Genomic DNA, 13,337 nt, shown 5'->3' on the forward strand with positions numbered 1-13,337 from the left:
AGCACCAACCAAATCCACGCCGAAACCCTCATCGAACTCATCCACATCGCCGTCAACGCCGACCCCGGCACCGTGTTCTCCGGCTCCCGGCCCACCGCAAGAGTGGTCGTACAACGGGCCACCCCCGGCACCACGACCGGGAACGGCAGCACGACCGACCACGGCGCACTCCACGACCACGGCGCGATCGAGGGCCACCCCGACCCGATCCCCCAAACCGACATCGACCGGCACCTCTGCGACGGATTCACCGCCATCGCCTTCGACGACGACCAGGTCGTCGACATCGGCCGGGAAAAACGCCTCTTCACCGAACGCCAAAAACTCGCCCTCGCCGTCCGCGACGGCGGCTGCCTCTGGCCCGGCTGCGACAAACCCCCCTCCTGGACAGAAGCGCATCACATCAACGAATGGCTCGCCAAAGTCGGCCTCNAGTCGGCCTCACCAACATCGCCGACGGCATCCTGCTCTGCAGACCAGACCATCTCCGCCTCCATAACGAAGGCTGGACGATCAAACGAGAGGCAACCGGAACCTACTGGCTCGTTCCCCCACCCGGGAAAGACCCCGACCAAACCCCGATCCGCCTCGCCAGCAAAGCGGCCCTGCACCTCGGCTCCCCCGTCACCCTCCCCGCCATCGAGGCCCTGCCCTCCACCGAGACCTACCCGGCAGCAGGGCACGACACGACGAAGCCCGAACGGACCTAGGCTGCACGACTCGGCGGCCGACCGAACCGTCGACGCCGATGCGTTATCCCTCGCGGATGTCGCCGCCGGGCGTGACCATCAGGATCCGGTGTTCCGTCGCCTCGACGACGATCGTCGCGATGACCGGCCGGTCGGCGGGCAGCACCCGGGCGGTGAGGCGACCCGAGGAAAGCACGCTCAGCTCCCCCGCGACGGCAGCAGCCACGGCGGCCAGCTCGGCGGGCGGCGCGTCGCCGCTGTCGTCGAGCAGGGTCACCTTGACCCCGCGGATCCGTGCCGCCCGCGCCGCCCGGGTCACGGGGCCGAGGAACAAGGCTCGTCCGCGCATGGCGTCGCGCAGGGTCGCTTCGACGAGCAGGCATTCGGCCCGCAGCTCGTCGTCGAGTTCGTGCGAGCGGGCAAGAAGGTCCAGGGTGGGGCGGGCGAGTCCGTTTACCCGGGCGAGGTGCGCCTCGCGTTCCTCGATCGCCGCCACGGCCGTCGCGTCGACCACCGCGCGCTCGGTGCGCTCACGGTGCAGCACCTTGAGCGCTTCAGCGGACCGCCTGAGCCCCAGGGCGAAAAGCGTTGCGGCCAGCAGCGTGGCCGCGTGACGAAGCACGAGCCCCACGCCGTCAGCCGCCGTGAGCCCGTACGACATCGCCCACACGATCACAATCCCCACGAGCACCAGGTATGCGAGCCACGATGCACCCAGACGGCCGCGCACGGAGAACACCACGAGCACGAATGTGACGGCGCCCAGGTGCCAGTGCGCAAAGGGCCCCGGGGCCAACGGCGAAACGTGCATCGAGGTCACGATGACCGCTACCGCGGACAGCGCGAAGATGCTGAATGTGCGGGGCAGCGGCACGCGGTTGGGCCGGGACAAACCGAGCCACACGGCAGCCGCCGAGACCGACACGAAGCTGATTGCGGTGAGCAGGAGGCTGGACCCGGGATCGCGTGCGGCGAAGGCGAGGAGGGCGTGCACCGCGACGAAGAGCGCAGTGATGAAGAGGGCCAGCCGCCGGGGCAGCCGCGCCATGGGCGCGAGCCGGGCGCCAACCACCGTCATATGGGCCGCGGGGTCCGCCGGGGCCGCAGGGCTTACGGGGGTCAGCGGCGTCACGGGGACCACAGATTGTACGGGGGTCACGGGGTCCACGACACCACCACCTCGGTTCCGGCACCCGGCCAGGACCGCACGGCTGCGGACCCTCCGGCGACACGTGCCATCCGTCCGAGGATGCTCTCGGTGATGCCCAGCCGCTCGGGCGGGACGGCGCTGAGGTCGAAGCCCACCCCGTCGTCGAGCACCTCGACCCGGAGGCCACCGGACCGCGCCTGCACGATCACCGTGCGCACGACGGAACCGTCGTGCCCGGCCCCGGCCGCGGCCTCCGAATTGCGCAGAGCTTCGCCGACGGCGCCGAGCACCGCGGAGGCGGCGACGGCGGGCACCCGGAGGTCGGCGTCGAGGTCCGACCGGATGCTCGCATCCGGGGCCAGCTCGGTAACCAGCCGTTCGAGGCGGCGCTCGAGTTCGACGCCCGATACCGGCCGGTCGGGAACCGGCGCGCGCAGCGCGTCGAGTCGGATCAGGGTGTCGGCGGCGTGCCTCGAGAGCACCCGGGGCGGCACCCGGCCGTGCCCGGCCATCAGCAGCGTCGAGATGACGCCGTCGTGCACGAGCGCGTCGATGGTGAGCCGCTCCCGCGTGCGGGCGACGCGGGCGGCCGCCTCCGCGACATCCGCGTTGGCGAAGACTTCGGCCGCATCGACGCTGGCCGCCCTCCGCCGCGACACGGTGAACAGGCCGACGAACACCGTCAGCGCCAGGACCGCATACAGGCCGTCCTGCACTCCGACGAGAACGGGATTCGGATCGGCCGACGTGACCGCCCGCAGCAACCCACTGGCCAGGCAGACGCCCACCATGTGGATCCACGCCACCCGGTCGGCCGCGATGACCGCCACCGCCATCGTCGGACCCGCCGTGTATGAGATCACCCAGGGGATGTCGGCACCCGCCGGGAGGGACTCGGCCCGGAACAGCAACCAGAACCCGATGATGGCGAAGAAGACGACGCTCTGGCCGATCGCGATGCCGCGCAGCAACCGCAGGGGCGCCCAGAACGAGGAAATACCGACCAGGATCGGAACCCCGAAGAAGACCAGCCAGGCCGCGATCGCCAGCGCCGGCGCCGGGCTCCACCGCTGGGTGAGGAACGAGTCCACCGACAGAGCCCCGAAGGCGAGCGCGGTGACGCCCAGGCCGGCGAAGAGCGTGCGGGCCAAGCGTTCCGACGCGGGCCGGATGCGGGCCCGGGTTGCCGGCGGCGCGGGACGCGGGGTACGCGCGAGGCGCGCGGCCACGGTGGGCGCGGCATCCGGGCTGTCCGGCGACGCGGGTCGCGTGGCTTCCGTCTGTACTGTCACGATGCTGCGGTCACGACTGCGCGGGGAGCGGCAGGATGCCGTCTTCCAGGGCACGAATGTAGAGGTCGATCTTCGTGTTGGCGGGCCGACCGACCCGCTCGTACTTCGAACGCACCCGACGAATGTAGTCGATGACGGTCAGCTCGGACAGGCCCGTGTGCGAGGCCACCAGCGGCGCCTTCGCCCCGGCGGCGTAGAGCGAGAGAACCTCGCGTTCGCGCGGGCTCAGCCCCGCATCGGACAGGTCGGGGTCACCGTCGAGGGCCGCGGCCCACTCCGTCGACGCAATCGGCTCCCCCGCCGCGGCGCGGGTGACCGCGTCGAGCAGCACGCCGACCGACTCCGACTTGAGCACCACGCCGAGCACGCCGCTGCGGGCGGCGAAGCGCATCAGCTGGGCGTCGTCGCCGCCGGTGAACGCGAGCACCTGCGCGCCCGCCGCACGCAACCGGTCGACATTGCCGGTCACGGTGGAGCCGTCGGACAGGCGCAGGTCGAGGATGACCAGGTCGATGGGCTCGGCGGCGGCCTCCGACGCCAGGAGATCGGCCACGGTCGTGACGGTCGCCACGACCAGGATCTCGGGGAGGGTCGCGAACAAGTTGGCGAATCCGTGGGCGACGATTTCGTGATCGTCGATGAGGGCAACGCGGTATTGCGACATCCGATGTTCCCCCTTGTCTGCAGACTACTACCAGGTCGTGCCCCCACAAGTGACGGCTTTTGCTCTTTTATTGGGCTCTCTAGGCTGAAGGCGGGGAAACCCTGGGGGGGCCGGGGCGCTCGCATCGCTCCACCGCTCTTAGGCGGAGGCTCGGCGGTGAGCGCCTCTTCCCATTTAACCGGTTCGCCCTCTTTTTGACCGGATGGCCGGCGCCGGGTTACGGGTTCCGGGCAGGGTTTAGCGCAGGGTTTCGCGGCGGCGGTTGTTCAGCACGCCGCCGCTCTCTTCGAGGTAGCAGGAGCCGCAGAGCGACTCGTACGTCACCTCGGCCCCGTCGATGGCAACCTGGTCGCCGCTGAACACGAACGCCCCGTCGATCCGGCGGCCGTTGAAGACGGCCTTGCGCCCGCACCGGCAGATGGTCTTCAGCTCTTCCAGGCTGTGCGCGACCTCGAGCAGGCGCCGGCTGCCGGGGAACGCGACGGTCTGGAAGTCGGTGCGGATGCCGTAGGCCAGCACGGGCACGTTCTCGAGGATTGCGATCCGGAGCAGGTCGTCGACCTGCGTTTCGGTGAGGAACTGCGCCTCGTCCACGAGCAGCGAGCTCACGTCGAGGCCCGACTCGGCCAGGGTCTGCGCGCGGTGTTGCTGGAACAGGGCGAAGGCATCCGCGTCGGGGGTGAGCAGAAAGTCCACCCGCCGGGCGACGCCGAGGCGCGACAGGATGCCCATGTCGCCCTTCGTGTCGATCGACGGCTTGGCCAGCAGCACGCGGTGGCCGCGCTCCTCGTAGTTGTAAGCGGCCTGCAGCATCGAGGTGCTCTTGCCGCTGTTCATGGCGCCGTAGCGGAAGTAAAGTTTGGCCATTACTGCGGTTGTCCGATCTCGGCGACGTCCGGGTCGGTGTTAACCCGCTCATCATCGAAGGTAATGGTCACGAGCGGATGCCGCACCTTGACCCGCACCCGCACGAACACCGCCCGCAGCACACCGAGGTAGGGCCGAAGCGCTTTGCGCAGCCGGCGGGTCGGCAGGTCGACGCCGGCCTGCACTGTCACGGTGTCCACGTGCGGGGCCCGGGGACGCGGGTTGTGGAGTTCCTTGTAGCGGGCCGGGATCGCCCGGTAGGGCAGGCGGCCGAGGCCCCGCCGCTCGGATCCGGTGACCTGCACGACCAGGCTGCCGGGGTCGAAGCCCCGCAGCTCGCAGAGGGCGCCGATCAGGGCGGCGGTCGCGGCGCGCTGGTCGGGCCCGAACGCGGTCGCGCGGCGGTCGGCGTCGGAGACGACGAGCAGGGGTGCCAGGCCGCGCTCGGTGAGGGTGGCGCGCTCGCGCTCGACGACGCCGTCGAGCCACGTGCTGTCGACCTGCTCGACGAGGGCGCGGCGGACGTCGGCGGCGAACACCCCGGCCCGCTCGATGTCCCGCGGGCTGATCGCCCCGCGCTCCAGGACGGCGGTGAGGAGGGGGATGACGCCGGCGCGGAGGGCCGCGATCTGCTCGTCGACGACGGACTGGGCCACCTGGCCGCGGGTCTCCGCCGCGCGCACGACGTCCGCGCGGCGGGCATCCGTCTGCCAGACCAGGATCGAGCGCACGATGCGGCGCGAATAGGCGGCGCCGGCGGTGGCCGGGGCGAGCACCACGGTCATCGCCACGACCGCGTACACGCCGGGCGGCACGATGATGCTCAGGTACTGGGACTGCGCCAGCGCGAGCGCGCCGACGACGACGCTCGCGGCGGCGCCCGACAGGGCGATCTGGCGCCACGGCCGGTACGGGGCGAGGGCGAGCAGCAGCAGCCCGATTCCGAGCTGGCCGAAGTCGTCCTGGAGCCGGGAATTGTGCCCCCACTTGCTCGCCTGCTCGAACACGGATGCGGAGAGGGCCAGGCCGAGGACGAGCAGGTGCATGCCGGGTTCGAACGGCGCCCGCGCCGGCAGGGCGCCGACCACGAGCGCGGCTCCGGCCCCGACCATCGCGAGCAGGGCGAGCGCGGCCAGGGGCTGGCTCTGGATCTGGTCGGCCTGCAGGATCGTGGCGATGATGGCGTTGCCGACCGAGATCGCGGCCATGATCGGGGCGAGCGGCCACGCGGCGAGGGCACCGAGCGGGTCGAGCCGCTGCTGGGTGTCCTTGGACGGGTCGCGGTTCGCGCGCTCCGCCGGGCTCGGAATCAATTTCACGGGGCAACCTGCTCGTCGCGCTCGGCGGGGGCTGGCGCCGCGGGCACGCTGAGCAGCACCGACGTGCCGGCGCCGGGCCGGGAGAACACCGCGACGGATCCGCCGAGCTGTTCGATCCGGTGACGAACGGCCTGCCGCAGGCCGAGCCGGTCGGGGCCGCTCTCCGACTCCGTGAAGCCGCGGCCGGCATCCTGCACCATCACCGAGACGCTGTCGTCGTCGGCGTCGATGATCACCTCGGCTGCCACGATGCCGGCGTGCTGGATCACGTTGACGAGGCACTGCCGCACGGCCAGGCCGAGCTCCCGGTCGGCGGCGGGGTCGAGGCGGGCGAGCGCGACGCGGTCCCCCGTGACCGCGATCACGAGCCCGCGGTCGCGGCACCGGTCGATCGCCCGGTAGACCTCACTTGCCAGCCAGGCGTCGTCGCCGGTCGGCCGGTCGGTGGACTGCGCGTCGACATCCTCCAGCCAGGTGGAATCGTTCAGGGTGCGCAGGGTGTCACGGATGCCGGCGCGCATGCCCGAGCGGAGCGTGCCGGGCTGCGCCCGGGACAGCGCGTCGAGCTGCTCCACGGTGGTGTCGTGCATGCGGGCGATCGCCCGGTGGGAGAAGTCGTTGCGGAGCAGGCGGGCCTGGTCGTCGCGCACGGCCCGGTGGATCGCCGGCTGGGCGGTGCGGCCGGCGCGGAAGGCGAACCCGTCGAGCAGCATCACGCCGACGAGCACGAGGTAGGTGGACACGGTGAACACGTCGGGCCGGTACGGCACCTGGGTGTGCACCACGGCCAGCAGCACCGTGGCTTCGGCGAGCAGGAAACCCAGTGTGCTCCAGATCACCCCGACGAACGCGCTCGAGCCGGCGCCGCCGACCATGATCATCGCCATCTTCGGCAGCGAGACCAGGAACATGTTCGAGGCCGGGAAGACGCCGGGCATGTCGAGCAGGGTGACCGAGTAGAGGTAGACGCCGCCGGTGCCGAGCAGCAGGTAGGCGATGGTGATCGGCACGGTGCGGTGCCGGGCGAGCAGCACCAGGACGCCGCCCATGGCGAGCACGGCGAGCACCGTGAGCCAGAGCCGGGGGGTCTCGTTCGCGAGGCTGAGCATGACGACCGACACGAGAGCGCCGGCGAGACAGACGAGGCCGAACCAGTGCGAGGCCCGCGCGAGGGCACGGCTGAGTGTCGCCTGCACCAGGTGGCCGGGTAAGCCTAGCGACATTGATTCTCCCTCAGCTGAAGTATCCCAGATTCAGGGGCCGCCTCGGCTCGGGGTTCGGGGGCTGGCGCCGGGGCAGTACGGAGCTTATTATGCAATTCCCGAGCTTAACTATCAATTTCCGAGATATGATTAGTCCATAACGTACAGAAACCGAGTTATTCGTGGCCATCCTGCAGACATCAGACTTCCCCAACGACAACGCTCCCACGCGCCTCCTGCGGGAGGGGCGGATTAGGCGGATCGCAGCTGGCATCTATACCGACGACGTCAACACGCCGCTTGAGGCCGTCGTAGCGCGCGAGTGGAAGACGATCGTTGGAACGATTGTCCCTGGGGCAGTCGTCACCGACCGAAGCGCCTTTGACCTGCGTCCAGTCGACGGCGCCCTGTATGTGTCGCACCCCCGCGTGCGCGAGATTCGTCTTCCAGGGCTGACTGTCTATCCGAACGGTCGAAACGAACCAGCAGAGCCCACGGACACACCAATGGGCGGCAACGTCTTCGGCGCTTCCGAGCAGCGAGCGATGCTGGACAACATGCGAGTGAGCAGGGTGCGCGCCGGCAAGAGCTCTCGAACGCTCAGCCGTAACGAGCTTCACGATCGAATCGTGCTACTGGCCTCGAGTCGGAACGGCGACCAGCTCGCCCGCATGCAACAAGCAGTTGACGCACTAGCCGAACGGCGTGGAAATCAGGAGGACGCGAAGGGAATCCGGGCGTTCTTTGAGGCCGCGAGGGGTGAGCGGCCCACCGTGAAGTCAGAATCCAAAGCGATGAGAGCTGCTCAGTCTCAGATCCGATACGACCAACGGCGACTAGAGGCTTTCGAGACCGTCGTGCATGGCCTCAGCAACATCAGCCCACGTCTGCTCTACGCGCCCACTCAAGGCAGCAAACAAAAGCTTCTGCCGTTCTTCGAGGCCTACTTCTCGAATTTCATCGAGGGCACAGAGTTCACCATCGAGGAAACTGCAAGTATCGCGTTCGACAATCGAATGCCTGAGGACAGGCCGGCGGATGCCCATGACATCGCCGGGACGTTCCGAATCGTCAATGACGTGTCAGAGATGTCGATTGTGATCGACACCGCTGACGAGTTCATCGAAGCACTCAAGCGGCGGCACAGTGCCGTCATGGAGGGACGCCCCAATAAGAGGCCCGGTCAGTTCAAACTCCGAGCCAACCGTGCAGGCTTGACAGAGTTCGTCGCCCCCGACGAAGTTGAGGGAACACTTCGCGCAGGGTGGGGGCTTCTGGAGGGGTTGGACGACCCATTCGCGCGCGCTGTCTTCACGATCTTCTTCGTGAGCGAGGTTCACCCTTTCGACGACGGCAACGGACGTGCCGCGAGGATCATGATGAACGGCGAACTCGTCAGAGAAGGTCACAGCCGGATCATCGTCCCCACGATCCTTCGAAACGACTACCTCTCGGCGCTTGTCAGGGCAACGGAACACGACAACATCCACGGCCTTGTAACGGTACTTGGGCACGCGCAGAAATGGGCGTACGCAATGCCCTTCCAAGACATGGCCGCTGCCACGGCAGCATTGGTCGAGACCAACGCGATGGTTCCGTCCGTCGACGCTGAACGAAACGGGCTCAAACTCGAACTGCCCGGCGCTTCGACGATCCCGACTGAGGATGCCCCCCGGACTACGCGGTGAGGTGCAGGGCGGCGGCGGTCTCGGCGAGGGAGGCGGCGGCTGCCGCCGGGTCATCCGAGAGCTTCGTGCCGTAGCTGGGGATCATCTGGCGCAGCCGGGGTTCCCAGCCGTCGATCTGGTCGGGGAAGCAGCGCTTCAGCAGGTCGACCATGATCGGCGCGGCCGTGGATGCCCCGGGCGAGGCTCCGAGCAGACCGGCGATGCTGCCGTCGGCGGAGGTGATGACCTCGGTTCCGAACTGGAGCACGCCACCCTTGGCGGCATCCTTCTTCATCACCTGCACGCGCTGGCCGGCGGTGATGAGCTCCCAGTCCTCCATCTTGGCGGTGGGCATGAACTCCCGCAGCGCGGCGAGCTTCTTCTTGCGCGAGGCGAGCACCTCGCCGACGAGGTAGCTGACGAGGCTGAAGTTGTGCCAGCCGACGGCGAGCATCGGCACGAGGTTGTGCAGGCGGATGGAGAACGGGAGGTCGAGCCAGCTGCTCGTCTTGAGGAACTTCGGCGTGAAGCCGGCGTACGGACCGAACATCAGCGAGGACTCCCCGTCGACGACGCGGGTGTCCAGGTGCGGCACCGACATGGGCGGGGCGCCGACGGCGGCCTTGCCGTAGACCTTCGCCTTGTGCTGGGCGACGACCTTCGGGTTGGTGGTGCGCAGGAACTGCCCGCTGATCGGGAAGCCGCCGAAGCCCCTGGCCTCGGGGATGCCGCTGTTCTGCAGCAGGGCCAGGGCCCCGCCGCCGGCGCCGACGAAGACGAAACGGGCGTTGACGCTGCTCTTGTTGCGGCCGACCAGGCGCAGCAGGTTGAGCCGCCACGTGCCATCCGGGAGCTTCTTCAGCCCGGTGACCTGGCGGTTCACGTGGATGCCGACGCCCTGCCTGGCCAGGTCGTCGAACATGAAGCGGGTCACGGCGCCGAAGTCGACGTCGGTGCCCGAGTCGATGCGGGTGGCGGCGATCTTCTGGCCGGCCGGGCGCTTCTTCGTGAGCAGCGGGGTCCAGGTGCCGATCGTCTCGCGGTCTTCGCTGTACTCCATGCCGGCGAACAGGGGCTCGCCCCGCAGCACGGCGAACCGCTTGCGCAGGTAGGCGACGCTGGCCTTGCCGTGCACGAACGTCATGTGCGGGGTGGAGTTGATGAACTTCTCCGGCGAGGGCAGCGCGCCCGTTTTCACGAGGTGCGCCCACAGCTGCCGGCTGATCTGGAACTGCTCGTTGATGGCCACGGCCTTGTCGGCGGTGACCGTTCCGTCGGGCGCCTCGGGCATGTAATTCAGCTCGCAGAGGGCCGCGTGGCCGGTGCCCGCGTTGTTCCACGGGTTGGAACTTTCCTCGGCGACTTCGCCGAGGCGCTCGTAAACCTGGATGTTCCAGTCGGGCTGCAGCTGCTTGATGAGGGTTCCGAGGGTGGCACTCATGATGCCGCCACCAATGAGGACGACGTCGATGGGGGCCTGTTCATTCACCCGTCCACTCTATCGGCGGTGACAGGATGCCCCGTGCACGGTGACGACGGACGGCGGGTCCGGGCCGGGTTAGACCGGCGCGGGAACCGCCAGAACGTCGCTGTCGCCGGCCGGGGCGGCGGCATCCGTGGCGGAATCCGGCGCGGCGGCATGCGCGGCGGCGTCGACCAGCGGCGGCAGGCGGCGGGGCAGGACCGCCCGGGCGCCGAACTCCTCGAGCCGGGCCACCGTGTTCTCGAAGCTCTGCGGGGTGCCGTAGTGGAATCCCTGGGCGCTGCGGATGCCGAGCGCGCCGAGGTGGTCGGCCATCGCCTGGTTTTCCACTCCCTCGACGATCATCGAGTACTCGAGGTTGTCGCCGAAACCCTGCAGCGCGGTGAGCACCTCGCGCTGGCGCACGTCGTCGAGGTCGTCGACGAGGCTGCGGTCGATTTTGAGGATGTCCATCGGCATCCGCACGAGGGCGTCGACCGAGGAGTCCTGGGAGCCGTAGTCGTCGAGCGCGATCATCAGGCCGAGTTCGCGCAGCCGGTCGGCCTGGGCACGGATGGCCGGGGTGACGCGGGCCATCGACCGCTCGTTGAGCTCGAGGCAGAGCGAGATGCGGGGGTAGCGCTCGGCCAGTTCCTCGACGAAATCGCCGACCCGCTTGGGCACGATCTGGCCGGCCTCGACGTTGATGGTCATGCAGACGATCCGGGGTTCGATCAGGCGGAAGTCGTTGGCGGCGGCCATGGCCTTGACCGCGACCTGCTGGGTCAGCTTGTCGAGACGGCCGAGACCCTTGGCCTTCTCGACCAGCGACGACGGCGAGAGCGGGCCGAGCTCGGGGTGCGTGTAGCGCACGAGCGCTTCGAACGCCCAGATCTGCCCGGTGACGAGGCTGACGATCGGCTGGTACGCGATCTGGAGCAGGTCCTCGTCGATGGCGCGGGCGACGATGTCATTCATCTCCGAGGAACGATGGCCGGAGATGTTGATGCTGCTCTCCTTTGACGGCCCGCCGCGTCGCCGGGACTTCTTGATCGCGAGCATGCTGCGGTCGGCGTCTTTGAGCAGCTCAGTGATGTCTGTCTCGCGGTGCGCGGAGTAGGCCAGGCCGATGCTGACCACGGGGAGAACCGTCACTGTGTCCACGGTCATCGGTTCGCCGGTGGCCGACATGATCCGTTCGGCGATGATGTTCGCCTCGCCCAGCGACTTGAGGTGCGTGAGGATGACCACGAACTCGTCGCCGCCGACGCGGGCGACGACGTCGTGCGGGCGCACCACATCGCTCAGCCGGTGACCGATTTCCCGCAGGATGCTGTCGCCCACCGCGTGGCCGTACCGGTCGTTCATCCGTTTGAAGTCGTCCAGGTCGATGAAGAGCACCGCGATCGCCTCGGAGTAGTCGCGGTTGTCGTTGATGTTGGCCAGCGCGACCTGGAACGAGCCGTAGTTGGGCAGCCCGGTGAGCGGGTCGGTGTTCGCTCGCACGGTCAGGCCGCCGATATTGTGGCGCGTCTCGTCCACCGCTTCCGCGGTGTACGCGAGGGTCTCGATGGCGCTCCGGTCGTCCGCGCTGAACGCCCCGTCCATGGGGTCGCGCACGGCGACGACGAACTGGCTGAGGCCGGCGACCAGGGAGACGCGAACCCCGAGCTCCCCCGGCTGGGGCGGTTGCGTGCGCACGCTGACCGATTCGACCCCGATCGTGTCTTCGACCGCGCGGCACAGGATCTCGGCGATGTCGTCGGCATCCGCGTCCGAGGTCCCGCCGGAACCGGGAAGCCGCGAGGCGGCCGCAGCAGCGCGGTTGCCCTCGATGAGCCTGGTGCCGCCCGCGATCAGCCCGCGGAGCAGCCGGCGCATGGCCGTGCGGCTGTTGGCTGCCTTGACGCCGACCGCCGTGACCGCGAGGCCGAGCAGCACGACGATGATGGCCTCGGTGGCCGAGTCGATGATCGGCACGTGATTGTCGCTCCAGAACGCCAGGCCGGAGGCCAGCGCCCCGCACCCGACGACGGCGACGATGAAACGCCCGGGAGCCAGCGCCCGCAGGCCGCCGAGGTCGACCTGGGGCCTGGTGAAGCGCCGGCGCAGGGATTCGACGATGACGATGAACACGACGTAGGCGCCTGACCCGATCGCCACGGCCAGCAGCTCGGGAAGCCCCGCCGAGAGCATCCCGGCGGAGACCAGGACGGCGGCAATACAGCCGGCGCCGACGAGCCCGGCGCTGTACAACGCGACCGAAACCCGACGAGACTCCACGAGAAGGGCGAGGGCGACGCCGAGCACGACGAGTCCCATGCCGCCGCCTGCCGGGGGGATGGCCGGGGCCAGGGCGGGCAGGGCGAGGATCGGCAGGCTGACCACCGGCGTGCGGTGCGGGACGGTGCCCACCCTGACCCAGGTGAGCTCGAGCGCCGCGGCGCAGAGCACCCCGAGCAGGCCGATGACCCAGAACTCGGCCGGGCCGATGACGAGCAGCGTGATCGAGCGCACGACCAGCACGACGGCCAGCGACGCGAACACGGCGAACGCAATGAGCTTCACGCTCGATGGTGCCCGTTTCTCTCCCACGATCAGACACTACTGGAGACATCCGCCCCCGCCGGGCGCGCACGCACTTTCGTCCCCGTGTCGAGGCCCCGTGTCGTGCGGGCCGCCGGGTTCAGCCGCTAGGGAAGCGCGGGCGACCCCGGGTAGGCGAGCACCCGCCCGCGCACACGAACGGACACCCGTGCGCCCGCGGGCTGCAGGTCGGCCGCGGTCACGCGCGACCGGATGCGCAGGCCACCGTCCAGAAGCAGGTCGAGCATGGCGTCGTGGCCGGTGTAGCTCACGCCCGTGACGGTGGCGGTGCGGCCGGGTTCGTCGGTCGCCGGGGCGATCTCGACCTCCTCCGGCCGCACGAGCACGGTCACGTCGTCGCCGGCCTGCGGCGGCCCGGCCACCCACTCCGCCGGGAGCCGGCCGAGCGCGCAGTGCACGGTGCCGGTGCGGGGCGGCC

11 protein-coding genes are annotated in these 13,337 nt (G+C 69.4%); 1 reads left to right on the forward strand and 10 read right to left on the reverse strand.

Going from position 1 to position 13,337, the window contains the following annotated elements:
• From E3T33_RS07165 to E3T33_RS07200, 7 genes are all read right to left on the reverse strand, one after another.
• A partial coding sequence (locus tag E3T33_RS07165; protein WP_198417254.1) for a hypothetical protein occupies positions 1-321 on the reverse strand: 321 nt, incomplete at its 3' end.
• Positions 322-753: 432 nt separating this feature from the next.
• Positions 754-1,737, reverse strand: coding sequence for a hypothetical protein (locus E3T33_RS07175; RefSeq protein ID WP_143006489.1), 984 nt, complete (start codon positions 1,735-1,737; stop codon positions 754-756).
• Between the two features lie 107 nt (positions 1,738-1,844).
• On the reverse strand, positions 1,845-3,131 hold the full coding sequence (locus tag E3T33_RS07180) for a hypothetical protein (RefSeq protein WP_134575031.1): 1,287 nt from the start codon (positions 3,129-3,131) through the stop codon (positions 1,845-1,847).
• A 10-nt stretch (positions 3,132-3,141) separates the two neighbouring features.
• Positions 3,142-3,795, reverse strand: a complete 654-nt coding sequence (locus tag E3T33_RS07185; protein WP_092325152.1) for a response regulator transcription factor — start codon at positions 3,793-3,795, stop codon at positions 3,142-3,144.
• A 237-nt stretch (positions 3,796-4,032) separates the two neighbouring features.
• Positions 4,033-4,662: a thymidine kinase gene (locus tag E3T33_RS07190; protein WP_092325154.1), complete on the reverse strand. Its 630-nt coding sequence runs from the start codon at positions 4,660-4,662 to the stop codon at positions 4,033-4,035.
• Positions 4,662-5,981 carry a hypothetical protein gene (locus E3T33_RS07195; protein WP_134575032.1) on the reverse strand — a complete coding sequence of 440 codons (1,320 nt, stop codon included), beginning with the start codon at positions 5,979-5,981 and terminating at the stop codon, positions 4,662-4,664. Before E3T33_RS07195 ends, E3T33_RS07190 begins: the two co-directional genes overlap by 1 nt.
• Positions 5,978-7,204, reverse strand: a complete 1,227-nt coding sequence (locus E3T33_RS07200; protein WP_134575033.1) for an ATP-binding protein — start codon at positions 7,202-7,204, stop codon at positions 5,978-5,980. The genes E3T33_RS07195 and E3T33_RS07200 overlap by 4 nt, the downstream gene beginning before the upstream one ends.
• Positions 7,205-7,365: 161 nt before the next feature.
• Between E3T33_RS07200 and E3T33_RS07205 the strand changes: the two genes are divergently transcribed.
• Entirely contained in the window at positions 7,366-8,871 is a 1,506-nt protein-coding gene (locus E3T33_RS07205) for a Fic family protein (protein ID WP_134575034.1), read from the forward strand.
• On the opposite strand, the gene E3T33_RS07210 is transcribed toward E3T33_RS07205, so the two are convergent.
• The 3 genes from E3T33_RS07210 to E3T33_RS07220 all read right to left on the reverse strand — a co-directional run.
• Entirely contained in the window at positions 8,861-10,339 is a 1,479-nt protein-coding gene (locus E3T33_RS07210) for a malate:quinone oxidoreductase (RefSeq protein WP_134575035.1), read from the reverse strand. The two genes, E3T33_RS07205 and E3T33_RS07210, sit on opposite strands and share 11 nt — an antisense overlap.
• A 69-nt stretch (positions 10,340-10,408) precedes the next feature.
• Positions 10,409-12,907 (reverse strand): EAL domain-containing protein, encoded by a 2,499-nt coding sequence (locus E3T33_RS07215; RefSeq protein ID WP_134575036.1) that lies wholly within the window; start codon positions 12,905-12,907, stop codon positions 10,409-10,411.
• A gap of 98 nt (positions 12,908-13,005) precedes the next feature.
• Positions 13,006-13,337: TOBE domain-containing protein (locus E3T33_RS07220; protein ID WP_134575037.1), on the reverse strand; the 332-nt coding region annotated here is incomplete at its 5' end.

It is taken from the genome of Cryobacterium sp. TMT1-2-1 (genome assembly GCF_004403955.1).
Classification (GTDB): domain Bacteria; phylum Actinomycetota; class Actinomycetes; order Actinomycetales; family Microbacteriaceae; genus Cryobacterium; species Cryobacterium psychrotolerans.

Bases quoted from the DNA above. Each gene is read 5' to 3' on its own strand.
- E3T33_RS07175 (WP_143006489.1), bottom strand. From the start codon at position 1,737: ATGGCGCGGCTGCCCCGGCGGCTGGCCCTCTTCATCACTGCGCTCTTC.
- E3T33_RS07185 (WP_092325152.1), bottom strand. From the start codon at position 3,795: ATGTCGCAATACCGCGTTGCCCTCATCGACGATCACGAAATCGTCGCC.
- E3T33_RS07190 (WP_092325154.1), bottom strand. From the start codon at position 4,662: ATGGCCAAACTTTACTTCCGCTACGGCGCCATGAACAGCGGCAAGAGC.
- E3T33_RS07200 (WP_134575033.1), bottom strand. From the start codon at position 7,204: ATGTCGCTAGGCTTACCCGGCCACCTGGTGCAGGCGACACTCAGCCGT.